The sequence below is a fragment of the Microcoleus sp. Pol11C2 genome, assembly GCF_036701505.1.
Lineage (GTDB): Bacteria > Cyanobacteriota > Cyanobacteriia > Cyanobacteriales > Microcoleaceae > Microcoleus.
In genome coordinates, this window is the sequence record NZ_JAUBQX010000022.1 from 17333 (window position 1) to 43217 (window position 25885).

General features: G+C 46.0%; 21 protein-coding genes and 2 pseudogenes. 13 read left to right on the plus strand and 10 right to left on the minus strand.

The features are described 5' to 3' along the window. Positions 1–1468 precede the first annotated feature (1468 nt). The 3 genes and pseudogenes from QUA42_RS14585 to QUA42_RS14595 form a co-directional block, all read right to left on the minus strand. A pseudogene (locus QUA42_RS14585) lies at positions 1469–2539 on the minus strand (ABC transporter ATP-binding protein); the annotation flags it as partial. Between the two features lie 412 nt (positions 2540–2951). After that, a complete protein-coding gene (locus QUA42_RS14590; protein ID WP_333137894.1) occupies positions 2952–4595 on the minus strand; it encodes a WD40 domain-containing protein in 1644 nt (547 codons plus the stop codon). Positions 4596–4756: 161 nt separating this feature from the next. Then, complete coding sequence (locus QUA42_RS14595; RefSeq protein ID WP_333137895.1) at positions 4757–4963, minus strand: hypothetical protein; 207 nt, start codon at positions 4961–4963, stop codon at positions 4757–4759. A 189-nt stretch (positions 4964–5152) separates the two neighbouring features. Here QUA42_RS14595 and QUA42_RS14600 point away from each other — a divergent pair, with 189 nt between their 5' ends. Further along, positions 5153–5500 (plus strand): DUF2442 domain-containing protein, encoded by a 348-nt coding sequence (locus QUA42_RS14600; protein WP_333137896.1) that lies wholly within the window; start codon positions 5153–5155, stop codon positions 5498–5500. 111 nt (positions 5501–5611) lie between these two features. Here QUA42_RS14600 and QUA42_RS14605 read toward each other — a convergent pair whose 3' ends face one another. Beyond that, entirely contained in the window at positions 5612–6310 is a 699-nt protein-coding gene (locus QUA42_RS14605) for a pirin family protein (protein ID WP_333137897.1), read from the minus strand. Positions 6311–6426: 116 nt separating this feature from the next. On the opposite strand from QUA42_RS14605, the gene QUA42_RS14610 reads away from it, so the two are divergent. Together QUA42_RS14610 and QUA42_RS14615 are read left to right on the plus strand one after the other, a co-directional pair. Beyond that, positions 6427–6765: a helix-turn-helix domain-containing protein gene (locus QUA42_RS14610; RefSeq protein WP_333137898.1), complete on the plus strand. Its 339-nt coding sequence runs from the start codon at positions 6427–6429 to the stop codon at positions 6763–6765. A 71-nt stretch (positions 6766–6836) separates the two neighbouring features. Continuing rightward, positions 6837–7235 carry a DUF4112 domain-containing protein gene (locus QUA42_RS14615; RefSeq protein ID WP_190737102.1) on the plus strand — a complete coding sequence of 133 codons (399 nt, stop codon included), beginning with the start codon at positions 6837–6839 and terminating at the stop codon, positions 7233–7235. Positions 7236–7438: 203 nt separating this feature from the next. Here the strand turns inward: QUA42_RS14615 and QUA42_RS14620 are convergent, their stop codons facing one another. Next, positions 7439–8461, minus strand: a complete 1023-nt coding sequence (locus QUA42_RS14620; RefSeq protein ID WP_333137899.1) for a low specificity L-threonine aldolase — start codon at positions 8459–8461, stop codon at positions 7439–7441. 82 nt (positions 8462–8543) lie between these two features. Between QUA42_RS14620 and QUA42_RS14625 the strand changes: the two genes are divergently transcribed. The 5 genes from QUA42_RS14625 to QUA42_RS14645 all read left to right on the plus strand — a co-directional run bounded on the left by QUA42_RS14625 (position 8544) and on the right by QUA42_RS14645 (position 12894). Further along, a complete protein-coding gene (locus QUA42_RS14625) occupies positions 8544–8756 on the plus strand; it encodes a DUF2997 domain-containing protein (RefSeq protein ID WP_333062395.1) in 213 nt (70 codons plus the stop codon). An 11-nt stretch (positions 8757–8767) separates the two neighbouring features. Further along, positions 8768–9550 carry an XRE family transcriptional regulator gene (locus QUA42_RS14630; RefSeq protein WP_333137900.1) on the plus strand — a complete coding sequence of 261 codons (783 nt, stop codon included), beginning with the start codon at positions 8768–8770 and terminating at the stop codon, positions 9548–9550. 20 nt (positions 9551–9570) lie between these two features. Then, the gene (locus QUA42_RS14635; protein WP_333137901.1) at positions 9571–11169 is read left to right on the plus strand and encodes an Hsp70 family protein; all 1599 of its coding nucleotides are present in this window, start codon (positions 9571–9573) and stop codon (positions 11167–11169) included. A 109-nt stretch (positions 11170–11278) separates the two neighbouring features. Then, positions 11279–12136, plus strand: a complete 858-nt coding sequence (locus QUA42_RS14640; RefSeq protein ID WP_333137902.1) for a bifunctional class I SAM-dependent methyltransferase/HIT family protein — start codon at positions 11279–11281, stop codon at positions 12134–12136. 188 nt (positions 12137–12324) lie between these two features. Further along, positions 12325–12894, plus strand: a complete 570-nt coding sequence (locus QUA42_RS14645) for a hypothetical protein (protein WP_333137903.1) — start codon at positions 12325–12327, stop codon at positions 12892–12894. A 91-nt stretch (positions 12895–12985) separates the two neighbouring features. On the opposite strand, the gene QUA42_RS14650 is transcribed toward QUA42_RS14645, so the two are convergent. After that, complete coding sequence (locus QUA42_RS14650; RefSeq protein WP_333137904.1) at positions 12986–13540, minus strand: GNAT family N-acetyltransferase; 555 nt, start codon at positions 13538–13540, stop codon at positions 12986–12988. 214 nt (positions 13541–13754) lie between these two features. Between QUA42_RS14650 and ilvA the strand changes: the two genes are divergently transcribed. Continuing rightward, a complete protein-coding gene (gene ilvA, locus QUA42_RS14655) occupies positions 13755–15287 on the plus strand; it encodes a threonine ammonia-lyase, biosynthetic (protein ID WP_333137959.1) in 1533 nt (510 codons plus the stop codon). Positions 15288–15320: 33 nt separating this feature from the next. After that, positions 15321–16529, plus strand: coding sequence for a hypothetical protein (locus QUA42_RS14660; RefSeq protein ID WP_333137905.1), 1209 nt, complete (start codon positions 15321–15323; stop codon positions 16527–16529). A gap of 20 nt (positions 16530–16549) precedes the next feature. On the opposite strand, the pseudogene QUA42_RS27775 reads toward QUA42_RS14660, so the two are convergent. The 3 genes and pseudogenes from QUA42_RS27775 to QUA42_RS14675 all read right to left on the minus strand — a co-directional run. Next, positions 16550–16648 (minus strand): annotated as a pseudogene (locus QUA42_RS27775) (Rpn family recombination-promoting nuclease/putative transposase); the annotation flags it as partial. Between the two features lie 191 nt (positions 16649–16839). Next, the gene (locus QUA42_RS14670) at positions 16840–17571 is read right to left on the minus strand and encodes a DUF6920 family protein (RefSeq protein WP_333137907.1); all 732 of its coding nucleotides are present in this window, start codon (positions 17569–17571) and stop codon (positions 16840–16842) included. Between the two features lie 175 nt (positions 17572–17746). After that, positions 17747–18121, minus strand: coding sequence for a DUF1257 domain-containing protein (locus QUA42_RS14675; RefSeq protein ID WP_333137908.1), 375 nt, complete (start codon positions 18119–18121; stop codon positions 17747–17749). A 312-nt stretch (positions 18122–18433) separates the two neighbouring features. Here QUA42_RS14675 and QUA42_RS14680 point away from each other — a divergent pair, with 312 nt between their 5' ends. The 3 genes from QUA42_RS14680 to QUA42_RS14690 all read left to right on the plus strand — a co-directional run bounded on the left by QUA42_RS14680 (position 18434) and on the right by QUA42_RS14690 (position 24211). Further along, complete coding sequence (locus QUA42_RS14680; protein ID WP_333137909.1) at positions 18434–19624, plus strand: WD40 repeat domain-containing protein; 1191 nt, start codon at positions 18434–18436, stop codon at positions 19622–19624. Between the two features lie 517 nt (positions 19625–20141). Continuing rightward, the gene (locus QUA42_RS14685) at positions 20142–22514 is read left to right on the plus strand and encodes a PAS domain S-box protein (RefSeq protein ID WP_333137910.1); all 2373 of its coding nucleotides are present in this window, start codon (positions 20142–20144) and stop codon (positions 22512–22514) included. Further along, positions 22514–24211 carry an EAL domain-containing protein gene (locus QUA42_RS14690; RefSeq protein WP_333137911.1) on the plus strand — a complete coding sequence of 566 codons (1698 nt, stop codon included), beginning with the start codon at positions 22514–22516 and terminating at the stop codon, positions 24209–24211. The genes QUA42_RS14685 and QUA42_RS14690 overlap by 1 nt, the downstream gene beginning before the upstream one ends. A gap of 315 nt (positions 24212–24526) precedes the next feature. Here QUA42_RS14690 and QUA42_RS14695 read toward each other — a convergent pair whose 3' ends face one another. Next, positions 24527–25852, minus strand: a complete 1326-nt coding sequence (locus QUA42_RS14695) for a J domain-containing protein (protein ID WP_333137912.1) — start codon at positions 25850–25852, stop codon at positions 24527–24529. Positions 25853–25885: the final 33 nt, after the last annotated feature.

Below are 25885 nucleotides of genomic sequence, written 5' to 3' on the forward strand. Positions count from 1 at the left end.
GTTCTGGTTGAGAAGGCTCAATCGACTCTACTGTTTCTACAATAAGTAGATTTTCGACAATCGGTTCTGGCTGAGAATGCTCGATCGACTCTACTGTTTCTACAATGAGCAAATTTTCGACAATCGGTTCTGGCTGAGAATGCTCGATCGACTCTACTGTTTCTGAAACTTCGAGATTTTCGACAACCGGTTCTGGCTGAGAATGCTCGATCGACTCTACTGTTTCTACAATAAGTAGATTTTCGACAACCGGTGCTGGTTGAGGATGTTCTATCGACTCTACTGTTTCGACAATGAGCAGATTTTCGACAACCGGTTCTGGTTGAGGATGTTCTATCGACTCTTGTCTTTCTACAGTTTCCAGAAAATCGGCCACTGGTTGCATTCCAGGTTCTAAATCGCTTATTTCCTCTGCTGTTTCTGTAATTGCTTCGGATTCTGGTTGAGAATAGTCGATCGACTCTACGGTTTCTACAACTTGCAGATTTTCGACTATCGGTTCTGGTTGAGAATAGTCGATTGACTCTACGGTTTCTACAACTTGCAGATTTTCGACTATCGGTTCTGGTTGAGAATAGTCGATCGACTCTACGGTTTCTACAACTTGCAGATTTTCGATTATCGGTTCTGGTTGAGAATAGTCGATCGACTCTACGGTTTGTGAAACTTCTAGATTTTCGACTATCGGTTCTGCTTCATGATGCTCGATCAACTCTTGCCTTTCGACAACTGGTTCAGATTCTGACTGAGGATGCTCGATCGACTCTACGGTTTCTACAACTTGCAGATTTTCGACTATCGGTTCTGGTTGAGAATGCTCGATCGACTCTACGGTTTCTACAACTGGTTCCGATGCTGGTTCCTGATGCTCGATCGACTCTACGGTTTCTGCAACTTGCAGATTTTCGACTATTGGTTCTGGTTGAGGATGCTCGATCGACTCTACGGTTTCGACAACTGGTTCGGATTCTGGTGGAGAAGGTTCGATCGGGAGTACCTCACTTTTGTAAAAAATGTTTTTTACAAAAGTGAGCATCCTGCTTGCTTGTTGAGATATCTGTAGCGAGTAAGATGATCTGGTTCCTGTGACACCCAAACTGAGATGCTTCCCTTTTATCGGCTGTACGGTTTCTACAACTGGTTCGGATTCTGGTTGAGGATGCTTGATCGACTCTACTGTTTCTGAAACAACGGGCAGATTTTCGACTATCGGTTCTGGTTGAGGATGCTCGATCGATTCTACTGTTTCTGAAACAACGGGCAGATTTTCGATTATCGGTTCTGGTTGAGGATGCTCGATCGACTCTACTGTTTCTGAAACAACGGGCAGATTTTCGACTATCGGTTCTGGTTGAGGATGCTTGAGCGACTCTACTGTTTCTGAAACAACGGGCAGATTTTCGACTATCGGTTGTGGTTGAGGATGCTCGATCGACTCTACTGTTTCTGAAACAACGGGCAGATTTTCGACTATCGGTTGCGATTCGGATTGATGAGAATCCGCGATCGAGTCTTGAGTTGTTGCCGCTTCTTGCAGATTTTGATCGACCTCCGGTTCGCTATGAACCAGATTTTCTTCCGGTTTCTTTTCAGCCGCTGTCAGCCTTAAAAACACATCTTCCAGAGTAGCGCGAGAGCGACGCATTTCGCACAGTCCAAATCCAGAGGCGACGATAGCTGTAGCAATTTCTCGTCCGGGTTCTATGTCGGATTCGCACAATGCCCGCAGGCGGTAGCGACCCACTAAAAATTGATTGCTTGGAATCAATTCCACCGATCGAACTCCCCGCAAATTTTCCAAAGAAGGCAACAGCAGACTGTTTACCAAATCCCCCTCGCCTTCAACTTCGAGTTCGTAGCCCTCTCCGGCGGCCAACTCTCCCATCAAATTTTCGGGACTACCCGCAGCGACGATTTTTCCGCGATTGATGATGGTGACGCGGTTGCAAGTCATGCTGACTTCCGGCAGAATGTGCGTGGAAAGGATGATTGTGTGCTGGCCGCCAAGACTTTTGATTAAATTGCGGACTTCGATGATTTGTCGGGGGTCGAGGCCGACGGTTGGTTCGTCTAAGATAATTACCGGGGGGTCGTGGACGATCGCCTGCGCGATACCGACGCGCTGCCGAAATCCTTTAGAAAGTTTGCGGATTAAAACTTTCCGTTTATCAACCAGGCCGCAGCGTTCGATCGCGGAGGTAACTCGTCGCGCGCGATCGCCCGCAGGTACTTGCTTGATCCGGGCGACAAAAAACAGAAACCCTTCCACAGTCATTTCTGGATACAGCGGCGGGTTTTCCGGCAGATAGCCGATGCGCTGTCTGACGGCCATCGAGTCTTCGTGAACATCCATGCCGGCGATGCGGGCCGTACCACTGGATGCCGGCAAATATCCCGACAAAATCCGCATCGTTGTGGTTTTGCCCGCGCCGTTTGGCCCCAAAAACCCGAGAATTTCTCCTGATTCGACCGAAAAAGACACGTCCGCGATCGCTGCGGTCGAACCGTAAGTTTTGCTTAAGTGTTCTACTTCAATCATTTGTCAGAAGTCACGCGATTTTAGATTTTAGATTTAGATTTACTTTGCCAACCACAGGCGGGACGCCTGTTCCACGAAGTTGAGAGTCCCGCCCGATCGGCGGGTAGATCGAAATTTATGGCGAAATTTTTAATTTGATTTTGTCTTCCAGTGTAGTCTGGCAAGAACCAAATCTATCATAAGGGTCGATCGTACTTTGAAACAAAATGCTAGGTAGTAGGGTGCCGAGCCCGGAAATGATTAGCCGATGTACATCGAATCGCTACCAACTGACGCACCCTACCAGTAGAGTCCGTGCCTAACCGAACCCTCAACTAGCTGCCTTCGCTACAGACGCGGGGCTGTTTCTAGGTTGAGTAGCGCTTACGCGCCCCTCCGCCTAACGCGCCTTCGCGGTTCGTTCAAAAAAATCTCAACTCCTTTTCCAAATCTTGATTTCCCCCAACCAACCCGCACTAACAATAGTCTTACCGTCGCTGCTAATCGCCACTGCGCTAACGTAGCCAGAATGACCGCTCAAATTACCTCTCAATTCGCCCGATCGCACATCCCAAAGTCTCACACTCTTATCCCAACTGCCAGTAACCAGCGTAGTGCCATCCCGACTGAATGCCACCGACCAAACTCCGTCGGTATGCCCGCTTAAACGCCGAATTAACTGACCATTTCCGGCATTCCATAACCCAACAGTGCCATTGCTGTTTCCCGCCGCTAAATTTTTGCCATCGGGAGTAAAAGCTAGCGACAAAACAGACAAGTTTTTGCCGCCAATAGTGCGAATTGCTTGACCGCTAGCTAAATTCCACAACCTAATTGAACCGTCTTTGCTGCCACTAGCTAAAGTTTTGTTGTCGGGACTGATTGCAACAGAATTCACCAACCCCGAATGCCCGGTCAAAGTCCGCAGCAACTCTCCTGTTTTCGCATTCCAAATCTTAATCGTTTTGTCCCAACTACCGCTGGTTACAAATTGACCGTCAGGACTAACGGCAACGCTCGAAACAGCATTGGAATGCCCGCTCAAAGTGCGTACAACCGCGCCTGTTTCTAAATTCCAAATTTTCACAGTTTTGTCGTCGCTGCCGCTAGCTAACACCTTACCATCCGCACTCGCGGCCAATGCGTTTACTGCTTCCGCGTGTCCTTGCAGGGTAGTTTTTAATTGCCCACTGGGAAAATTCCAAACTGAGATTGTGCCGTTGCTATTTCCTGTAGTAAAATAAGCTGAAGCTAGGGCAAGGGAACTGACAACTTCCGAAGGCCCTTTGAGGGTATTTGTAGCAGCAAAGGCGATCGCACTTGCCGGCGTGCGGGGCGCATTATTCGCCGGAGTTTTTGGGTTCCTGGCAGTAGGAGATTGGGGAACTACTGGCAGCGAAACAGTCGATCGCCATTTCATGAAAGTATTAATTTCTATTCCCGCAGCGACAATTTTATCAGAGTTGTCCTCTAACCTGACAATGCCGTTAATTGCGACAACTCGGCCTGCATCGTCGAGCACTGGGCCGCCGCTCATGCCCGCTCTCACTAAGTTGTTGTAGACCAAAGTATAACCGTTCCAGGGAGTTTGGCGGCCGGTAAGCTGACCTTCCGTGGCGATGAAAATCGGCTGTCTCAGAGAACCGCCGGATATCGGCCAGCCTGCCACATAAGCTTTGTTTCCCTTAGTTGCTGCGGAATTGGCTAATTGAGCCAGGGGGTAGCTTTGAGTGCTGCTGAAAGGTACGATCGCCAAATCCGCACCGGGCATTCGCCGCACGAGGCTATAGTATACAGAGTGAGCTTTGCCGTCCGGAGTTACCACCTCGTAATCCCCGGCTTTATCGACAACGTGCCAGTTTGTGAGAATATAGTATGTGCTGCCTTGTTTCTCTAAAATTACTCCAGAACCGCCTTTTGTCCCCTGGATGCGAACAGTAATTTGTTGGGCAACGGTTTTAACTTTGTCGGCGGTTAATGCGAGGGCGATTTGAGGTGATGTCAGTGGGATGAGGGCGATCGAACTCAGGGCGATCGTAGCACTCAAAATAGCCGGAATTGTTCTGCTGTAATTCATTATTGTGTCAATTTAACATACCCACATATCAACAGACGCATAACTTTTCCGGTTTGTGGCATATTGACGGTTGACAACGCCAAAACCCCTGCGCGATCGAACTTTCGACATTCGCACAAGCCTCACAATATTTGACACAGCCCTCTGGCTAGCAGAAAAATTTAGAATCGGGAACCGCACCTAGCCTCAACAATAGCCACTGGCTGATCTCTATTCTTTTCTCGGCAAATCAGAATTTGAGCCAAACGCTGCTCGGAATAATACCCATTAGCCATCCAGCCGAGGGGTGCGCCCGCGATCGCGCCAACTGCTAAACCAGTGATGAGGCTTCCAATAAGATGCTTTCTGGCGATCGGCTGTTGTTCCATAAAAATTTATCCTAAACATTTACCCTTACCAGAAATACCACAAATAAAAGTTAGTTTCTTCCTCCTATTTACTTATTTCTTAAGTAGTAACCCCTTATTAAGTATCATGTCCTTCACAGTCCGCTTAACACAACCCCATGCAGCAATAATCAAGTATCCACACTTAACAAAACCGATGGCAAGAAATATATGGTATTTAGAAACTGGGAAAAAGAATTAACTGAGGAAAATCTCCGAGATCAAATAGCAAAAGCCAAAGAAGTAGGGAAAAACGCTGAGGCTACAGAACCCCGCGCCGAATCCGTGCAGTATAACCAGTCAGAAGATTTAATAGTTATCAAACTGAAAAACGGTGCTATTTTTTGTTTTCCCCCAAGCCTTGCACAAGGCTTAGAAGGTGCTTCACCAGAACAACTTGCTGATGTTTGGCTACCGCCTTCCGGTAGTAGCGTGCACTGGGAAAGCTTAGATGTTGATTTTGGCATTCCCGAACTTATCGCAGGTATTTTTGGGACAAAATGTTGGATGGCTGATTAATTTCTTAGTCCCTCTCTACTCGGAGGAGAGTTTGACTCTTAAGCGATTTCAATCCCCGAACGATCTAAAATCCCCGACTTCTTGGAGAAGCCGGGGATTTATTGTGTAATTCTATGCCAAATCAAACAGCAAAAATTCAGCATCTGCCGTAGCTTCAATCGCCAATTCAGACTCGCCGCTAACCGCCGCAGCGTCGCCATTTTTCAAAGGCAAACCGTTGACCAAAACTGAGCCGCGAGCAACTTGCACCCAAGCGTGGCGATTCGGCTGCAAAGCATGAGAAACCCGCGAGTCTTTATCCAAAACAGCCGCATACAAATCCACATCTTGATGCACTTTCACAGCACCATCTCTCGCATCTCGTGCCGCCACTAAACGCAGTTTTCCGTGCCTTTCTGCTAGGGGAAACTCCCGCTGTTCGTAACTCGGAGGCAAACCCTGTGTATCGGGTAACAGCCAGATTTGCAGCAAATGAACCGGGTCTGTTTGCGAGTTATTGAACTCGCTGTGCTTGATCCCCGTACCTGCACTCATCCGCTGTACTTCACCGGGTTTAATCACTGCACCAGTACCCAAACTGTCCTTGTGTTCTAATGCTCCTTCTAATACATAAGTAATGATTTCCATGTCGCTGTGCCCGTGAGTGCCGAAACCTTTGCCTGGGCTAACGAAATCCTCATTAATTACCCGTAAAGAGCGAAAGTTCATATAATTTGGATCGTAATAGCCCGCAAAAGAAAATGTGTGGTAACTGTCCAGCCAACCGTGATTTGCGTGTCCTCTTGCTTCACTTTTTCTGACGGTAATCATTTTCTGAATCCTCAGTGAAATTTATCGGGTATTTCTTTGATGTTTTTATTTTAAACCGAGTCAAGTTATTATGGATAGTACGCACTTAAAAGTGCGGTACTTACCAAAAAGATACTATGCAAGTCCAAGAAGTAAAGGTCGATCGAGCAAATTGCCCTGTAGAACGCACTCTAGAGGTGATTGGCGGGCGCTGGAAAGTCTTGATTCTGCGGGAGTTGTTTCAAGGAGTGAAGCGCTTTAACGAGCTGCAACGAGCTGTCAACGGCATTACTCAGAAGATGCTGACGCAGCAACTGCGGGAAATGGAGTCAGACGCGATCGTGCACCGGGAAGTTTACCTGCAAGTGCCGCCAAAAGTTGAATATTCGCTAACGCCTTTGGGCGAAAGTCTCAAACCGATTATTAATGCCATGCACGAATGGGGAATTCAGCATATTAGCGAAGATGAGAAATGAGCGGTTTCTAGATGTTTTTTTTCCGTCTTCCGACAGATTTCAAATTTTCAACCTAGTTCAACAATAATAATATGAACAACATAGAGCGTCTCGCCACCCTCAACCGCATCCGCAAACTCAGCCGCCTGATGGATACCGCCATTGGCATCCCCGGCACCAAATTTCGCATCGGCTTAGACCCCATTATCGGTTTAGTTCCGGGTGCTGGGGATATCGTAGATACCGCGTTTTCCGCCTACCTAATTTATTTAGCAACTAGATTCAACATTCCCCAAAAAACTCTAGGGAAAATGATTTACAATATCGGTCTAGAAGCCGTTGTTGGTTCAGTACCTTTAGTCGGAGATATCTTCGATGCTTTTTATAAATCAAACATGAGAAATCTGGCGCTTTTAGAAGCACACCTCGAAGAAGCTGAACCAGAACTAGCCGCAGTTGCCGAACCTGTTCCTCAATCTATTAAATTGTAGGTACGAATTTCACAAACAATAATTGTAAATAACCCACAATCTCTCAAGCCCGCCCCCATCAAACGAAAAATCCGAATGTAGATTTTCCGCATTCGATTCAAATTTAATGTTGATGTGGGTTATCTGTTGTGGGGGGCGGGTTTATCTAGATTGTTGGTACTCGTCAGATATTATTATTTGTAAAACTCGCCCTTACGAAATAATCACTGATGTCGTTTAGCCGCTTCCACCAAAGCAATAACATCTTCTTCTCTAGTATTAAAAGCCGTTACCAGTCTAACAGTACATTCATCCCACCGATAAAACAGAAAACCCTCAGCTAGAACCGATGTAATTACAGATTCGGGAAGTTGAATAAAAATCTCGTTGGCTTCAACCCGATCGCAAAACTTCGCTCCCTCAACTTCCGCCAAACCTTGGGCTAATTTCGCTGCCATATTATTTGCATGAGCCGCATTTTTCAGCCACAAATCATCCGTTATATACGCTTCCAACTGCGCCGACAAAAACCGCATTTTCGAGAATAGATGCCCGCTGCGCTTGCGGTAAAAAGGGAAAGTCTTTGCTAATTCTCGATTAAAAAAAACCACAGCTTCCGCACCCATCGCACCGTTTTTGGTCGCTCCAAACGATAGAATATCTACACCAGCGCGCCAAGTGACATCCGCCGGAGAACAGCCCAAACTGACAACAGCATTGGCAAAGCGAGCTCCATCCATGTGCAGGTGCAAATTGTGATCGTGAACTACTTCCGAAATGTGGGAAATTTCTGCTGGATTGTAGACTGTGCCGGCTTCCGTTGCTTGAGTGATGCTGACGGCTGCGGGCTGTACGTGGTGGACAACACCTGCACCAGCGCGATCGAGCATTTTTCCTAAAGTCTCTGCCTCTATTTTACCATGATTTCCTGTTACTGTCACTAACTTTGCACCGCCTGTAAAAAACTCCGGCGCGCCACATTCATCTAGATTAATATGAGATGCTGCGTGACAGTAAACAGCCCCGTAAGGAGGAGTCATAACCGCAAGGGCCAGAGCATTAGCAGCAGAACCTGTTGCTACAGGAAAAACACTCACCGATGTCTCGAACAAATCCGAAAATTTAACTTGCAAACGCTGCGTATATTCATCATCTCCGTAAGACATCACAGCACCGGAATTAGCCGCTGCAATCGCAGCCATAATCTCCGGCGAAACCCCGGTTGCATTGTCGCTACAAAAATTCATTAGAATAATTGGTAAATAGAATCTATAATATAACTCAACACTCAGCAGTCAACACTCAAGCATTAAACCAAGAGGAAGAATTATGGCAGAATACCGCCAAATAGAATACCGAATCGGCAAAGACGGCAAAATTACCGAAACCGTCCTCAACGCCACCGGTTCTAGTTGCACCGAAACCACCGCCGGGATAGAAAAAGCCCTCGGAGAAGTAGAATCTCAAGACTTGCTACCAGAATATTATCAAGGCGAAGAAAATTTGACCGTTGAACAAACGCAGACTTTAAAACAAGTTTAGAAGAGTTAAAGATGTTTGAGTTCCTGGGTGCAACAGTTGATGTAACAACAGTGCCTGCCTTCAGCTTCGCGCTGGCTGTCGGGGGCATTTTTCTCATTTTAGTCTACCTTTATGCTGCATCTGAGGCGGGAGATGCGATCGAGTTTAAGTACGATAAAATTCTGCGGGAACGCATGAATCAGCTAGACATTCTCGATTGGCAAGACTTAGGCGAAAAAGCAGGCTTAAGTCGCTTTGGAGTGCGCTTAGTGCGGCAGGGAGACGTGGGAAAACTCACGCTAGACCAACTGAGACGGCTGGCAACAGTGCTGAATTTGAATTTTCAAGAGTTCGATCGCACTTTACTCGCACTGCCAATATCGGCTACAATCACAACTGATCCCAGCGAAATAGAAGAATTGAGGCAGCAGTGTTTCCGGCTGCGATCAGAATTGCAGCAGCAAAAAGCTCAACTAACTGCCGATTTTCGCCGCGCTACCTTTGAACAGTTGCAAACTTTGTTAACCAACTATCCCGCCGCCCGCAAAATGGCAGAAGCCAAGCCGGATATGCCCGCCAAAAATCTCTCAGCTTTGTTTACTCCCTTAGAAAATCTCTTGTCAAGTTGGGATTTTGAAATGATTGGTTCTGCGTGGGAACAAACTGCTTACAATCCGCAGTTGCACCAGCCGGATGTTGAGGATATAACCGAAGGAGAATTAGTTTATATTCGGTTTGTCGGCTATCGAGAGGGAGAGCGAATTCTTACTCCTGCTAAAGTTAGCCGCACCCTTCCAGCGGGAATGAAAAATTAAATTTTAAATTTTAAATCAACATGACTACAGTTGCCATTGATTTCGGCACCAGCAATACGGTTGTTTGCATTCTTAACCCGGATACGAAAACACCAGAAACTTTGAGATTGGGCGAGATATCCCGGATTTTCAAAACTAATAGTTTGAGCGGAGATGTTCGAGAAATATCTGTAGTGCCGACTTTAGTTTTTGTGAAAAAGGCGGGAGAGTTGGTGTTGGGAGAAAAAGTGCGATCGCAGCGTTTGGGGCAATCCCAGCCAGACCGCTTTTTCAAAGCTTTTAAACGCAATTTAGCTGCCGACTTTCAGCCCCCACCCCGCAATCTTGATGGCGAAACCTACACGTCAGAATCAGTAGCAGAACAGTTTATCAAAACTATTTGGAAACAGTTGTATATACAAAATATACAGGCCGACAAAGTAATTTTTACAGTTCCCATTGGAGCATTTGAGCGATATCTAGATTGGTTTCGCGACTTAGGGGAAAGTTTGGGAGTTGCGGAAGTTCAGGTAATAGATGAATCCACAGCCGCCGCCCTGGGATATGCAGTAAAACGCCCCGGTTCTCTAGTTTTAGTAGTTGATTTTGGCGGCGGAACTTTAGATTTAAGTTTAGTTCGCACTGCCCCTCCTTCCTCAGTCAAAAATAGCAAATCTCAAACTCTAAATTTAATGCGTGCCGAAGTATTGGCAAAATCCGATGCTTATGTAGGCGGCGAAGATATTGACATCTGGATTGTCGAAGATTATTTGCGGCAAATTGGTTCGTCGCGGGCAGAAGTCGGCCCAGTTGGCTGGCAAAACTTATTAGAAATAGCGGAAAAATTAAAAATTCAACTTTCTCAAGTTAATGAGGCGAAGGAAAGCTGGTTTGACGATGAAAATTTTATGTCTTACGACTTGCAGCTAAACCGAGACAAGCTTGAGGAAATTCTGGAATCTAGGCAGTTGTTAGAACAATTGCGGGAAAGTTTAGATGAAGTGCTGAGTATTGCACTGGGAAAAGGTATCGGCAAAGCAGATATTGAACAGGTTTTGCTGGTAGGAGGAACTTCTTTAATTCCGGCTGTCTCTAATTTAGTGGTTTCGTATTTTGGGCGGCAAAAAGTCCAAAGAGATAAGCCTTTTGAAGCCGTGGCACACGGTGCTTTAGCGTTGACACAATTGGTAAGTGTTGACGATTATTTGCGCCACAGCTATGCAATTCGCCTCTGGGAACCTTATGCTAAAGCTTATGCTTATTCGCCGATATTTAGCAAGGAAATGAAGTATCCCTGTCAAAGTTCCGAAGAGTTGACGCTGCAAGTGGCAATTGAAGGGCAAAGGGAAATTCGGTTAGATATTGGGGAAGTTGCGGAGGTATCGCAAGCGGAGGTTATTTTTAACGAAAAAGGGCAAATGACGAGCAGTTGGCTCAACAAACAGACGGATTTTCGCTCTTTGGACAGCCACCACCAGCAGGTTTGTGTGGCGCATTTGAACCCGCCTGGGGTATTGGGAATTGACAGGGTTTCGGTGAGTTTTGAGGTGGATGAGAGGCGGGTTTTGTTGGCGACGGTGCGGGATTTGGTGACTGGTAAGGTGTTGGTGGAAAAAGGGGCGATCGCCAAACTGCAATAATGGTAAAATTTTTAGATAACATTCGGATCTTGAAATCGCTACTCCACAAACTCTCGTCCGGATGGTGCGCGGACGGAAGAATATTTATTTAAATCAAATTTATGCCACCATGAAAAAGCAACAAAATAAATTCAGCCACCTGACGGCCATCGAAAGAATTTATCTGTCATTTCCGGCAAGATTTTTATTGGATAAAAACTTGCTGCAAGGCAAAGTCTTAGATTTTGGGTGCGGCTTGGGCAGCGATGTTAGATTGTTGCAGCAAAAAGGATTCGATATTACGGGTTACGACCCTTATTATTTCCCGGAATTCCCCGAAAATAAATTCGACACAATCATTTGCTTTTATGTTTTGAATGTTTTGTTTCCTGAAGAACAAGCTAATGTCCTGATGCAAGTGTCGCACCTGTTGAAACCGGGAGGTAATGCGTATTTTGCGGTGAGAAGGGATATCAAAAAAGAAGGCTTTCGAGAACATTACGTGCACAAAAAACCTACATATCAGTGCATTGTCAAACTTCCCTTTAAGTCAAGTCACCTAGATGAGTATTGCGAAATTTACAAATACGTGCATTACAACCATCAAAGAAATTCAACTAATAACTGCATATTCTGCAATCCGTATAAAAACCTAACTTTGCTAACTGAATCGGCAACAGCTTATGCGATGTTTGACGGTTATCCCGCCAGCAAAGGTCATGTTTTAATCATCCCCAAGCGTCACGTTGCCAATTATTTTGAACTGCCGTTTCGAGAGCAATCGGCTTGCTGGTTTATGGCTAATAAGGTGCAAGAAATGTTAAGTAAAGAGTTTCAGCCAGACGGTTTTAATGTGGGAATCAATATTAATAAACAGGCTGGTCAAAGTCGCAGTCACGCGGCTATTCATGTTATCCCCCGTTACAAGGGCGATGCGGCTGGGAATAAAGGCGGAATTAGGTATGTGATTCCCAAGAGTGAAAAATAAAAGTTAGCCAATTGTGAAAGGAATTATTTTTTACCGCAGAGGCGCAGAGAACACAGAGGAATAGAGAAGAGAAGAATTCATAATTTTTGTAAGGATTGTTATATTTGAGCAAACGGCGATCAAAATAGAGTTAAAATGTGTTTGCAAGGTCTAAAACTACACATTAGCAGCAATTTGGTGTTCTGTTTATGTCTAAGCGCAAAAAGCAAGAATGGCTCAAGGAAACTCTAGAACTCAAAGAAGACCACAATTGGAAGTCAAAGCCTGGAACTCGAATTTTTGTAGCAGGAAGAGGTGCAGTCCGCTTTGATGTCCCGGAAGATTGGCATTTTGAACCGGATACTAACTCGTTCCGATTTACGGATAACAAGCCGCCGGATGATGATTGTCGTTTGGAGGTTTCGTTTAATTTGCTACCACCTGGTAACTGGGCAGATTTTCCCCTGGTGCCGCTATTACAGAAGGTGGTTGAAGATGATACCAGAAATCCGATCGCTTTTGGGGAAATTATCCAATTGAAGCGGCAAACAGCCCGCGTTGTTTGGACTGAATTTAAGTTTATCGACCCTCCAGAACAGCGGGAAGCTTATTCGCGAATCTGTATTGGATTGGGTTCTAATGTTCAGTGTTTGATTACTTTTGATTACTGGGTTGACGATGCTGAACGTTTGACTCCTGTCTGGGATACGGTGATGGATTCGTTAGTTCTGGGTTTGTTTATTAGCGACCCTCGAACGGGGTTCGCACGTCCAGACTAGACTGATTTTCTGGGAAACTTTCAACAATTAATTTTGCTAAGTGTTGAATAGACAAGCCACCAGCCAGTAAATTTAGAACCTACATTAAACTTTACAACCGCTTTGCCATGAAAATATCTGGCTTGCCAATTCCGTTGGCGTCGGGCATCACTCCCACGATCGCAAAACCCATTTTTTGATAAAATTCGTAGGGATGACCGCGCAAATTTCTAATTTTGGCGATGTGTTCCCAAACGTTAGGATAAAGATTGATGCCTGAAAGAGTGGTTTGATTGTCTTCGTCGTCGGTACCCACCCACAGCACTATCCCTCCCCGGTTTTTAGCTTCTGTTGCTAAATCAGCTACGAGCGATCGACCAATTCCTTGTCCGCGAAATTCTGTTCTCACTACCAGCGGGTGCAGTTCCCAAACATTACCGTCATACTGTTTAATCCCGCCAATCCATCCCAAAACTTGATTGTTGTCGCCGACAGCAATTCGACTGATGCGATCGGGTCCCAAAGAGTCTTGCACTTCTTGCAAAGCAGAATTTAGATCGGGCCAAGCATCCGGCCAATGCTCTTTAAAACCTTCAACTATTAATCTAGCTACCTGTTGAATTTTTGGCTCGTCAACCGCACGCAAATCTGTAATTTGTACGTTCATGAATTTACATACTAAATCAAGGATTACGGACTAATACGCTCACAAACCGGATTTTATAACCGGGGTAAGTGGCAAAAACGAAATATTATTCATAGCCTTCAGGCTCTTTATGTTCCCAAAGCGAAAAGTTATTATTGAAAATTTGCGATCGCCCGATCGCCAATTCCCCGCAAAATACTAACACAAGTGCCGTACAATTATCCCACCATCCGGCATCAACCAACCTGCTAACCCCATGCTTTGCGATTACCTGGTACAAATCCTCACCGCCCGCGTCTACGATGTTGCTCAAGAAACAGCCCTAGAATCCGCCCCGAATCTATCAGCACGGCTCAACAATAAACTTTTGCTAAAGCGAGAGGATATGCAGTCGGTCTTTTCCTTCAAGCTGCGGGGTGCGTACAACAAAATGGCGCAACTGTCGCCGGATTTGCTAGCACAAGGTGTCATTGCAGCTTCCGCCGGCAACCACGCTCAAGGAGTCGCCCTCGCCGCCCGCCACCTGGGAACTCGCGCGATCATAGTCATGCCCGTAACGACGCCGCAGGTGAAGGTAAATGCGGTGATAGCCCGTGGTGGAGAGGTAGTCTTGCATGGGGATGCTTACGATGATGCTTACGCTTTTGCGCGTCAATTAGAGGCGGAAAAAGGTATGACTTTTATTCACCCTTTTGATGACCCCTACGTGATTGCTGGACAGGGTACGATCGGCATGGAAATTCTGCGGCAACATCAAAAACCAATTCACGCGATTTTTGTGGCAATTGGCGGCGGCGGATTGATTTCGGGAATTGCGGCCTATGTCAAGCGGTTGCGGCCGGAAATTAAAATTATTGGCGTCGAACCGGTGGATTCCGATGCCATGAATCAATCGCTGAAAGCCGGTAAACGGGTGCGTTTGTCGCAGGTGGGTTTATTTGCTGATGGCGTTGCTGTGCGGGAAGTGGGGGAGGAAACTTTTCGGTTGTGTCAGGAGTATGTGGATGAGATTATTTTGGTGGATACGGATGATGTTTGCGCGGCGATTAAGGATGTTTTTGAAGATACGCGATCGATCTTAGAACCTGCAGGCGCTTTGGCGATCGCAGGTGCGAAAGCTTACGTGGAACGGGAACAAATCGCAGGACAAACATTAATTGCTGTTGCTTGCGGCGCGAACATGAATTTCGATCGGCTGCGTTTTGTAGCAGAAAGAGCCGAGTTTGGCGAACGCCGCGAAGCCATTTTTGCAGTCACAATTCCCGAACAACCGGGAAGTCTCCGCAGGTTTTGCGAATGTCTGGGAAAACGCAATTTAACTGAATTTAGCTATCGAATTGCCGATGAGAAAGAGGCACATATTTTTATCGGCGTACAAATTCAAAACCGTGCGGATGCGGTGAAGATAGCCGCAAGTTTTGAAGATTGTGGCTTCAAGACTTTGGATTTAACTGATGATGAATTAACGAAATTGCACGTGCGGCATATGGTGGGCGGGCGTTCGATGCTGGCGAATCATGAATTGTTTTATCGCTTTGAATTTCCCGAACGTCCGGGTGCGTTGATGAAGTTTGTCGGTTCGATGAGTCCTAACTGGAATATCAGCGTTTTTCACTATCGAAATAATGGCGCAGATTACGGGCGAATTGTGGTGGGAATTCAAGTACCGCCCGATGAGATGCAGGAATGGCAGGCTTTTTTGGATACGCTTGGCTATCAGTATGGAGATGAGAGTCAGAATCCGGCTTATAAGCTATTTTTAAGATAGTTTGGTTTGTGGTTTAGAAACAAATTAATATTTATGAATGCGATCAAAAAAATATTGCCGTTTTTTTTGATGATTTTTGCTGTTGCTGTTGTGGCAGCAGTTGCACATTTTGCGATCGAACAACTTTCCAGCCCAGTCAGTTATTTTCAACCTGTGGATACTAGAGATGGTGCAGAGTTGTACAAAAAAGAACTACCCAACGGAAATGTGGCTTATTTGCAAGTTATTAACGTCCAAAAAATGCAAATAGACCAGCTAATTGGAGAGGTCGATCGCATGGCTTTCAATAAAGGATTGTATTATCAGGGAGAAAACAAATATTACAGTCCTTTCTTTAAGAGCAAGTTATTCTCTGAAGTTACAGGAGAATACAAAAAACTTTACGGTAATGGTGTTTTTTCCGTGATTAATTGTTCTTTTTTTGAACAATACCAACGCAGCACGCAGCTATCTTTTCCGATCAAATTCAACGGTCAAGTTATTACGGGCGGTAACGGCCTCTACGGCCCGGTCAAGAAACCCAAAGATGGGCAGTATAAAAATGTTCGATTGAAAGCTTTGGTGTGGAACGATCGAGAAGCATATATCACAAATTACGAACCGCAAACCGGAAAGCCCTTGAATCAAAAAGAAGTACAAAATGCACTTGTCACTTACGAATACAAGCACCATCCAGCTAAACTCATATCTAAAAATCCCGCAAATAGGTATCACGTCATCGGTACGCTGGACAAAGATGGTCGCAAGGGTAATGAATTGCTCGCAATTATCACAGTTAATGAAGCGACATTAGACGCAGCAGCTAAGTTAATGCGAGAATTCGGAGTGAAAGGAGATATCGTGACGATCGACGGCGGACTCTCAACTTATCTATTCAATCCTAAAATCGGGGAGATTATGTTGCCTCAATCAAATAATATTGCCACTCGCGAACTGCCGCACTATTTAGGATTTAGGAATAGAAAATCTCAGACAGCTTCACCAAAAATATTGGTGGCTCAGCCAGCAGTAAAAGTGCAGGTGGAAGCAAAGAAACCTTATTTGATTTTGTGGAGAGACAATATTCAGGATGAGGTCAAGATTGAGCTGTATCAAGAGAATAAGTTGGTTGAAAGCATAGCCAACCGCGCGGCTAGCGATGGGGTTTATGAATGGAAACCTAAGATTGCTGTAAAATCAGGGTCTTTGATTCGGATTTCAAGTGTTAAAAATGCAAAGGTGTCTGGGGCTTTGCAGTTGTGATTATTGTTTGGAAAGAAATCTCATTGCGATCGCAAATTCCGCACATCCTCTATACTGAGTCCGGTTGTTTGACTGATAGTTGCATCATCCAGGCGATCGAGCAATTGCCGCGCGAGCGCATTTTAGTAGCGATCGCGCGGCCGTATGATATTCCTTATGGAAGTTCCCTTACTGCTGTCTTGAACTCTGTAATTTTCATGGGTAATTAACTTTTTTGCTAATAGCCGTTTACCTGTGTACCCTAATTATCAGATTGTTCCCATGAAATAGGGGAGAAAATCTCAGACGCACCCTACAACAGAAACTAGAATCATCGTGCAAACTCATAGGCAATATTCGTGATGTGGCCGCGCCAGTAGGGCAATAGCGAGCCATCAGGCAGTTGCCACGCCACCTCACCGGAGAGGGGAATCCGCATACCGTCTCGCAATTCGTAGTCCCAGAAGCGGCCAATCCAGGGCGCAAACACCAGCCCACCCTTAACTGTACGGGCGCGGGCCTCGGCGCGGACAGTGGCGATTAGCCCTGCTTCATCAAAGCGGAAATCGAGGGAAACAGCGGTGTCGCCATCCTGTAGAGTTGCTCTGGCGGAAGAATTGTCGATCGCCTCCCAGCGAACACCCTGACTCGGCAGCAGTCTCGTCGGATACCAAGCCGCCTCCGCGAAAAAGCGCATCAGTTCCCCTTGTGCAGCTTCTGGAGTGCCGCGGATATCCGCCAGAGTCACCAGGCCAAGCAGCGCCGCATGGAGGATGCCTTCGCCAGAAATGTAGGCATCATGAACAAACGCATTGATACCGGGGATCATGGCAATTCGTCCGTCCCAATCAAAGCGAGGGCGTTGAGTAATTACCAGTTGAGTTGATGTGAAGGCGCTCCATTTTTCTGCGCTTTCACTCATGTTAAACGTGCCTTCGTGGGAAACCCGCGCTGCTGCAATTAGCGGTTGTCCATCATCGAGCACCGCACGAAAGTAGCGCTGCACGGGCTGGGGTAAAGCGGCGATTTCCCGCGCATCAAATGTCAGAGGTTTAATCGGCAAGCGTGCAGCTTCCAGATTGGCTCGCAGTTCCTTGGTACCCAGATGCCAGCGGTATGCTCCAAGGGCGATCGCGCCAACAATGACAACTACAAGCGCGAGGATAATTAGTACGATCGCCGAGCGCCAGATGGTGATTCCTCTTAATAGGTAAAAACGAGTTAATCAAGCACGAGTCTTAAACCCATTTACCCACTACAACTCTCAGCGTTCCATCTGCCAAAGTTTCCTCTTCTTCAACATGAAAACCCTCTGACTGCACCGCCGCCATCAAACTTTTGCGCGCGTATTTTTGACTAATTGAATTGACAAATTCCTGCTGATTAATTCGAGCGCCCCAAAAATCCGCTACCAATTCGTAATCCTCTCCGTTGCGGCGAAAACCCAAATCGTAACCATTGGATTGCCGAATCACGTACTCCGCATTAGTTTTGTCACCCCGATAACCTCGTACCTGCACGTTGCACTCTACTTGATAACCCAACTCTTCCAACACTTGATACAGCAGTTCGCCGTTCTTGATCTGAACCTTGATAGTTGTGAAGTGTGACATATCACTTTCGGATTTTTGTGTAAAACTCTGATTTGATTATAATAGCATAAACAGGAACAGTCAATAAGTTAGGAATTGCGCTATTAAACCCGCTTTTTACGATAAATATGGGGTTGAGCAGGATAGCATCTGCACATAAACCCGGTTGAGCGCTGTTTTGTACCCAGCGTCCTGTAATTACCAAATTTTAAGTTTTAAATTGATACCATATCCACACAAAAAAGCAACTTTATGCCCGTAATTTAAACCTTTAAGCAATCATTAATTACCAATTCTTCAATCTACAATCTCAAATCTCAAATCTAAAATGGTATGATAACCGACAATTCTAACCAACCCAGAGAATATGATGCCGTCCTCGGCGGCCACAGTCAAATCCCGATCGCCGGCGCTGTTTTGGGAGGCATCGCTGGGGTCAAGCAGCGCTTCAACAGTCCTAGTATCGAGTCGCGGATTGCCGCTGTTAAAGATGCTCCTAAATACGGAGGCGCTGGTTTAAATTTAGCAATTGAGGCGCTGCTTGACCCCGCAGCAGAAGTGCAGCGAGTTGCTTATTTAACTTTGCGATCGAGGACAGAACCTCTAGTGCGCCAAGCTTTAAAAGACTTCGTACCTTACAAGCTTTTTGACTGCATCCGCAGTGTGAAAACTGGGACAAATCTTGCGATTAGTCCCGGAGGTGATCGCACGGCGAGTTGGCACGGGAAAATAATTAGAATTTGCGATGTAGAGACAGGAGAAATACTCTATTCTGTTGAGAAGTATCCCCGCGCTCAAGAAACTTTTGTCCTTTGCAAAGAAAGCGAAGTTTTTGTGAGGAGCAGAAATACTCCGAAACATCGTGCGGTCGAAATTTGGCAAGGAGGAGAATTGCAGCATACTTCCCTCGGACATGAAGGGGAAATTAGCGCAATTGTCATCAGTCCCGACAGTCAAGTTATCGCCACAGGTTCGGCAGATACTACTATCAAAATTTGGAATTTAGAGACGGGAAAGTTAATCTGTACTTTTGGCAGTCTTTTAACTTGGGGATCTCATAAAGCAGGAATTGTTAGTCTTGCTTTTAGCCCGATCGCACAAACTCTCGCTAGCAGCAGTTCTGACGGTACAATTAAACTGTGGAACCTCCGCAGCAGAGAATGCTTCCAAACAATTAAGGGTTACGCGAATTGTCTGGCTTTCAGCCCAGACGGGCAGACTTTGGCTACTGGCGGCTGGGACAGAGATATTCAACTGCGACAGCTATCGAATCCAGATAGTTCAATCACTTTGGCCGGGCATTTTCACTCGATAAATGCGATCGCCTTTAGTGCCGATGGACTGACTGTTGTCAGTGCTAGTGCCGATGGTAATATCAAATTTTGGAATGCCAGTACGGGCGAAAATTTTTACACTCTCAGCGGACATCAAAGCTCTGTTACTTGTCTTACTTTTAGCAGCGATGGTGAAACAATTATCAGCGGCAGTATAGACAAAACTGTCAAAATTTGGGGAGTTAATTGAAGAAAGAAGGAAGTTCGGCAACGGATTATGTAACGGATGTAGCGGATGGAAGAAATAGAGAATAGGGAAGAAGGAATAGGGCAGAAGGCAAGGCAAAAAGAAGAGGGAATCGACCTCATGATTTTCACAAATTAATTACCTCCTAACGATTCAGGCGCTGGCTATATTTACAAATTCCAGATTCCCGATTCCTCGCTGCGTGAATCTACGCAAACAAATATAATAAATTTACAATCCCAGTTCTTGTGCAAGCCGAGGATTGCGGAACTGGTTTTTGCACTACTACAAATAGTTACCGTAAAAATACCGACTGGCAGGCATTATTCAGCTTATTATAAATTTGTAAACTGTAGCCCAAAAGCCTGAACAAGCCGCAATTTCTGAATCCTTTAAAGTACCTTTAATATTATCGCATCTTGGTCGGCTGAGTATTCCTGCTAATTGTAATATTTCACTTAAAAAGTTTATGCTTAAAAGATAGGCTGGGGTTAAATATACAGTGCGCCCTAGAGTAACCATGTCACACTGCAACCAATCCATCTGTCGTTCCCGCCATTTCGCAGAAATGTGCGATACTGCTGCCAGTTGGCAGCAAAAAGCCGATCGACTAACGGTAGAATTAAAGACCACCCAGGATCTGCTTCACGCAGAAATCGATCGGCTCAAACAAGCCAACGAAACCCTTCACGCCGCTGTCAGTTGTGCCCCAATTTTCCTGTGGGCAACCGACAGAGAAGGCAAGTTAACCCTTGCAGCAGGGAAAGGATTAGAAAATTTGGGACTCAAACCAGGTGCAACTGTCGGGCTATCGATTTTTGAAGTTTACAGCAGCCAGCCAGATATCTTAGAAAATATTGCCGAGGTACTAGCAGGAAACGATCGTACTTGGAACGTCCGAGAGAGGCATTTTATTCACGAAATTCGATCGGCAGCCCTGCGAGATGCAAACGGCGAAGTTGTCGGGGCAGTGGGTGTTTCTACTGAAATTACCGAGCGCGAGCAGTTCATCGCCACTCTGGAAACGGCAAATCAAGAATTAGAAAAGAGACAGCAGCAGCAGACGGCAGTCTTCAATGCAGCACTTGCTGAAAGCGAAAAAAAGTACCGCAACCTTGTAGAAACCTCCCAAGAATTGATTTGGTCGATCGATATTGAAGGCCTCTTGACTTTTGTCAATTCCGCCGCCAAACGCATCTATGGTTACGAACCGCCAGAAATGATCGGACGCCGCTTCACCGATTTTTTAGTTCCCGATCAAGGAAGTAGACCAAGAGAAATATTTGCCCAACTTTTAGCGAGAACCAAAATTCCGCCACAAACCGCTAATTCTCCTTACGAAACAGTACACATTCGCAAAGACGGTACTCCCGTCCACCTGCGCGTCAACAGCATCGTCAACCAAGCTGAAAACGGCGCTATTTTAGGCTTGTGCGGAACGGCGACAGATATTAGCGATCACAAGCGATCGGAAGAAGCACTCCAAGAAGCTACAGACCAACTTCGCGCCGTTTTGGATGCCGTACCCGGACTGATTTCTTGGATCAGTTCAGATTTGCGGTATATCGGAGTCAACCAGCACTTAGCAACCTCATTCAACCTGTCTCCTGAAAGCTTTGTCGGTCAAGAAATCAACTTTCTCGACAAAGGCTCGACTTTCGGAGAACTGATCCGAATTTTTTTTGACAGTTCATCTCAGCAAATCTGCCAAGAAATAGAAATAGAAATTAACGGTTTCGTCCGCAACTATTTGATAGTAGCTCAGAAATATCATCAGGGAACCGCAGCAGTTTCTGTAGGAATTGATATTACCGACCGCAAGCGTGCGGAAGCTCTCAAAAACCAATTGATTTGCTCTCTGCAAGAATCCGAACACAAATTTCGTAGCCTTTATGAAGCCACCAGCGACGCAGTAATGTTGCTTGACGAAAAGGAGTTTTTTGACTGCAACCCCGCTACATTAAAAATATTTGGCTGTAGCAACACAAAACAATTTTACGGCAAGAAACTGAGCGACTTTTCCCCACAATTTCAGCCTAGCGGACAAGACTCATCTAGTCTAGCAATACACAGAATATCGACAGCAATGCAAACAGGTAGCTGTCGCTTTGACTTGGTACACAAACGACTCGACGGTTCAGAATTTCCCGCTGAAGTGCTGTTAAATGCAATGGAAATTAACGGACGCAAAGTAATTCAAGCAGTAGTGCGGGATATTACAGAGCGCAAGCGCGACGAAGATGGCATCAAAGCATCCCTCGCAGAAAAAGAAGTTCTCCTCAAAGAAATTCACCACCGTGTCAAAAACAACCTCCAAGTTATTTCCAGTTTGCTCAAACTTCAGTCCCGCTACATCCAAGACAGCCAGGTTAGTGAAATGTTAAAAGAGAGTCAAAACCGAGTCAGATCAATGGCCCTGGTTCACGAACAATTGTATCAATCCAAAGACTTGTCAAACATTGACTTTGCTGAATACATCCAAAATCTCGCCCACAATTTATTCCAAGCTTATGAAAATCATGCAGAAGGCGTCAACTTGCAAACAAATATTGCGCCGTGTTCTCTCAATATTGATACGGCCGTTACTTGCGGGTTAATTATCAACGAGCTGGTGACAAATGCCCTCAAATATGCTTTTAAAGGGCAAGTGAAAGGTAAAATCAAGATAGATTTCACTTTAGATAATCACAGAGTTTGCGTGCTAACCGTGAGCGACAGCGGAATTGGTTTTCCTCAAGACTTAGATTATCGCAAAGCCCGAACGTTGGGTTTGCGACTGGTGGGGTCTCTAGTCAAGCAAATCCGGGGGGGAATAGAACTGTTAGAAACTGCTGGTACGACTTTTAGAATAACCTTTTCTCAGCCCAAATTGCACTCTAAGGAGAAAATTTAGTGTCCAACAAAAAAATTCTGATAGTTGAAGACGAGAGCATCATTGCGGAAGACATTTCCGACAGTTTGATATCTCTAGGATATAGAATAACTGGCATGGTCTATTCGGGAGAAGAAGCGATTGAATCGGCAGCCAAGTTTCGCCCGGATTTAGTTTTAATGGATGTTAACCTCCAAGGAGAAATCGACGGCATTACAGCCGCCGAAGAAATTCGCTTGCGCTTTCAAATCCCGGTAGTTTATCTGACAGCTTATGCCGATGAAACTACTTTGCGACGAGTCAATAGTACAAAACCCTTCGGCTATATTGTCAAGCCATTTGAAGAAAAAAACTTGCACACAACTATTCAACTGGCACTCTACCGACATCAGTATGACAGCTTGACCAACCTGCCGAATCGTTCATTTTTGCGAGAAAAGTTAAGTCTAGTATTAGATGCTCAAAAAGAATTGTCCGGAGTCGTTCCAGTTGTCACGCTTAGCTTAGATAAAATCAACCGCATTAACAGGACCTGGGGACACGATATCGGCGACTCAGTGCTTTGCACTATCGCCCAGCGGCTAACTAACTGTATGGAAAACATTAATAGTGTTGCTCGTTTGGAAGCCGCCGAATTCGCGCTGATTCTTAAACCAGTTGCAGAAAAACAGGATGTGGCTAAGATTGCTCAAAACATTTTAGATATTGTATCCCAAGCTATGATTGTCAAAGATTGCGAAGTCTATGTCACTGCTAGTATGGGGATCTGCTTGTATCCCGGGGACGGCACCGACGGAGATGAAATGCTAAAAAATGCTTATATAGCAATGTATCAATCTCAGCAAAAAGGGGGCAATACTTATCATTTTTATACGGCAAAGAATGCTAATTTTTTTATTAATACACTTCTTCAAGAAACTTGCTTGCGCCATGCTTTAAAAAGCTCAGAGTTTGAAATATACTATCAGCCGCAAATAGAAATCAAAACAGGTAAAATTATTGGGGCTGAAGCTTTGGTGCGCTGGAATCATCCCGAACGGGGGCGAGTTTCCCCCGGGGAATTTATTCCAATGGCTGAAGAAATGGGCTTGATTGCACCGTTGGGTGAATGGGTATTAGAGACTGCTTGCAGGCAAACTAAAACATGGCAAAGAGCAGGTTTGCCACTCCTGCGAGTGGCAGTTAACGTATCAGCCCGTCAATTCGAGCGCAAAAATTTCACGGAAAGAGTCAGGGAGATATTGACAGAAACCGATCTCGATCCCAAGTGTTTGGAATTAGAACTGACGGAAAGTCTGGTTTTGCAAGACGAAATTGCAGCAGCTAAAGCTTTTACGGTGTGGAAAGATCAGGGAATTAGGATAGCAATTGATGATTTTGGAACTGGATATTCTTCTTTGAGTTATCCAAAACGGTTTCCGTTTGATGCGATCAAAATAGACAAGAGTTTTATTCGCGACATTGCAGACGATCGCCAAAATGCAGCGATAACAATAGCGATTATTCAAATGGCACACTGCATGAACATGACGGTGGTGGCTGAGGGGGTAGAAAATAAGCAGGAACTTGATTTTTTGTGCGAGCACGAATGCGACGAAATTCAAGGCTATCTTTTCAGTCAGGCTTTGCCAATGGCTGAGTTTGAAGCGCTGCTCAAAAGCGATAAGTGCTGGGATTTATCCTGGAGGAAGAAGGAAGTTCGGCAACGGATTCGGTAAGGGAAGGAGGAAGAAGGAAGTTCGGCAACGGATGTAACGGATATAAGGGATGTAACGGATGTAACGGATGTCAGGAAGAGGGAAGTTTGGCAACGAGCACTGTACGGGATGTAACGGAGGTCAGGAACAAGGAAGAAAGAGGAAGGAAGAAGGAAGAAGGAAGGGTGTCAGCAATTAATAACATCCTAATTGTCTTAGTTGTTGCTAGACAATAGGATAATGGGGAAGTGGTAATTGGTAATTGGTAATTGATAATTTTTCCTAAAGACTCAAGACTAAAGACTCAAGACTAATGACTAATGGCTGATGACTAATTTAAAAGATACGATCGCCCAACCAACTTCCCAGCCACAGCCCAAAACCGGAAGTAGCCACCAACAGGATAAACGTATAAAGCCCGCTGCCGTTGTGGCTCAACCTTTCTGCAGCTACCATCCGCGCCACAACTCCAGCAATAATGCCGATCCCAGCCCAAGCCCCATAAACAGTCTTAGACCCGGCGATAGCCAAGGCTTGGACGATCGCCCCCGAACCCGCCCCAGCAAAAACCCCCGCCCACGCCCCAATCCCCAGCCCGATCGCACCAGAGAGCCCCACGGGACCGCCAGAATTCACGCCTAGTTCCGTCGCCAGCCCGCACGTCAAGCCGACAATCGCCCAACACACGGCCGCCACCAACGCCTTAACCCAATTCCCAGAACCCGTTCCCGCCATCAATCCCACCACTGTCACCACTCCCCCTACAGCCAAAACAGCAGCCACAGCCCGAGACTCAGCCTCGGAACTGGCGATCGCCCCCAAACCAGCCCCAACTGCGCCCCAAGCAGCCCCTGTGACCGTTCCTCCCGCCTGAAAACCAGCGATCGACCCCCCTACCGCCCCAGCTAAAACTAAGGCCGCCAGCCACACTCTAGGCGTTGCCGAACCCTCCGCCAGCAAAATCGCGGCCCACAGCCAATCGGCACCGCAGATTAAAGCCCACATCCACAGCGGGGCGGCTGATACCGTCAAAATCCAGCCGGTCAAAGCATAACTCGCCACAGCGATTGCCAGCGGCCACCAAGGGAAACTTGAATAATGTTGAGATGGCCACACTTCCCTCGGCGCGCTTCGCGGTTTTGAGTATTGAGTGGAAAATTCTGTTTTCCTTTTCGAGGTAAGCTTTCGATAGTTTTCAGAGGGCCGTGCTTTCCTCGCAAGGATTCGCCCTGGTTGCTTTGTTCCGCGCCACGCTTGACGGTTGTGAGTGGTAAATCGTTTCTTGCTTGAAGAGTTTTTTTTAGTTATAAATTTTTTGGAGGCGGCTTTTGGGCGGGTTTCACGGCGCTGGGAACCACGCCTGGCGGCCGATTTTCCAGAACGCCTTCTCAGCGGCTTTTCCGGCGCAGGGGGCGGTGGCTGCTGAAACTGTTTTTCGATCAACCTCGATGATTCAGGCTGACTCAGAAACAACACCAACTGCTGGTAAGCTTCATTAATTTCTGTTAATCTTTGGTGAGCTTTTTGTTGCAGGCGGTCGTTGTTGGCAAACCGATCGGGATGCCACACAAACGCTAAATCCCTGTAAGCGCGCTTAATGTCTTCTAAGGAAGTTCCCGGCTCAATTTCGAGGATTTCGTAGCAGCGATTAATGTCAGCCATAGGCTTCGGGCAGGTGTTTGTAAATTCGCGTGA

Bases quoted from the DNA above. Each gene is read 5' to 3' on its own strand.
- QUA42_RS14695 (WP_333137912.1), bottom strand. From the start codon at position 25,852: ATGGCTGACATTAATCGCTGCTACGAAATCCTCGAAATTGAGCCGGGA.
- QUA42_RS14620 (WP_333137899.1), bottom strand. From the start codon at position 8,461: ATGAATTTTTGTAGCGACAATGCAACCGGGGTTTCGCCGGAGATTATG.
- QUA42_RS14640 (WP_333137902.1), top strand. From the start codon at position 11,279: ATGAAAAAGCAACAAAATAAATTCAGCCACCTGACGGCCATCGAAAGA.
- QUA42_RS14595 (WP_333137895.1), bottom strand. From the start codon at position 4,963: ATGGAACAACAGCCGATCGCCAGAAAGCATCTTATTGGAAGCCTCATC.
- QUA42_RS14680 (WP_333137909.1), top strand. From the start codon at position 18,434: ATGATAACCGACAATTCTAACCAACCCAGAGAATATGATGCCGTCCTC.
- QUA42_RS14625 (WP_333062395.1), top strand. From the start codon at position 8,544: ATGGCAGAATACCGCCAAATAGAATACCGAATCGGCAAAGACGGCAAA.
- QUA42_RS14675 (WP_333137908.1), bottom strand. From the start codon at position 18,121: ATGTCACACTTCACAACTATCAAGGTTCAGATCAAGAACGGCGAACTG.
- QUA42_RS14685 (WP_333137910.1), top strand. From the start codon at position 20,142: ATGTCACACTGCAACCAATCCATCTGTCGTTCCCGCCATTTCGCAGAA.
- QUA42_RS14635 (WP_333137901.1), top strand. From the start codon at position 9,571: ATGACTACAGTTGCCATTGATTTCGGCACCAGCAATACGGTTGTTTGC.
- QUA42_RS14615 (WP_190737102.1), top strand. From the start codon at position 6,837: ATGAACAACATAGAGCGTCTCGCCACCCTCAACCGCATCCGCAAACTC.
- QUA42_RS14610 (WP_333137898.1), top strand. From the start codon at position 6,427: ATGCAAGTCCAAGAAGTAAAGGTCGATCGAGCAAATTGCCCTGTAGAA.
- QUA42_RS14645 (WP_333137903.1), top strand. From the start codon at position 12,325: ATGTCTAAGCGCAAAAAGCAAGAATGGCTCAAGGAAACTCTAGAACTC.
- QUA42_RS14630 (WP_333137900.1), top strand. From the start codon at position 8,768: ATGTTTGAGTTCCTGGGTGCAACAGTTGATGTAACAACAGTGCCTGCC.
- QUA42_RS14600 (WP_333137896.1), top strand. From the start codon at position 5,153: ATGGTATTTAGAAACTGGGAAAAAGAATTAACTGAGGAAAATCTCCGA.
- QUA42_RS14590 (WP_333137894.1), bottom strand. From the start codon at position 4,595: ATGAATTACAGCAGAACAATTCCGGCTATTTTGAGTGCTACGATCGCC.
- QUA42_RS14650 (WP_333137904.1), bottom strand. From the start codon at position 13,540: ATGAACGTACAAATTACAGATTTGCGTGCGGTTGACGAGCCAAAAATT.
- QUA42_RS14660 (WP_333137905.1), top strand. From the start codon at position 15,321: ATGAATGCGATCAAAAAAATATTGCCGTTTTTTTTGATGATTTTTGCT.
- QUA42_RS14605 (WP_333137897.1), bottom strand. From the start codon at position 6,310: ATGATTACCGTCAGAAAAAGTGAAGCAAGAGGACACGCAAATCACGGT.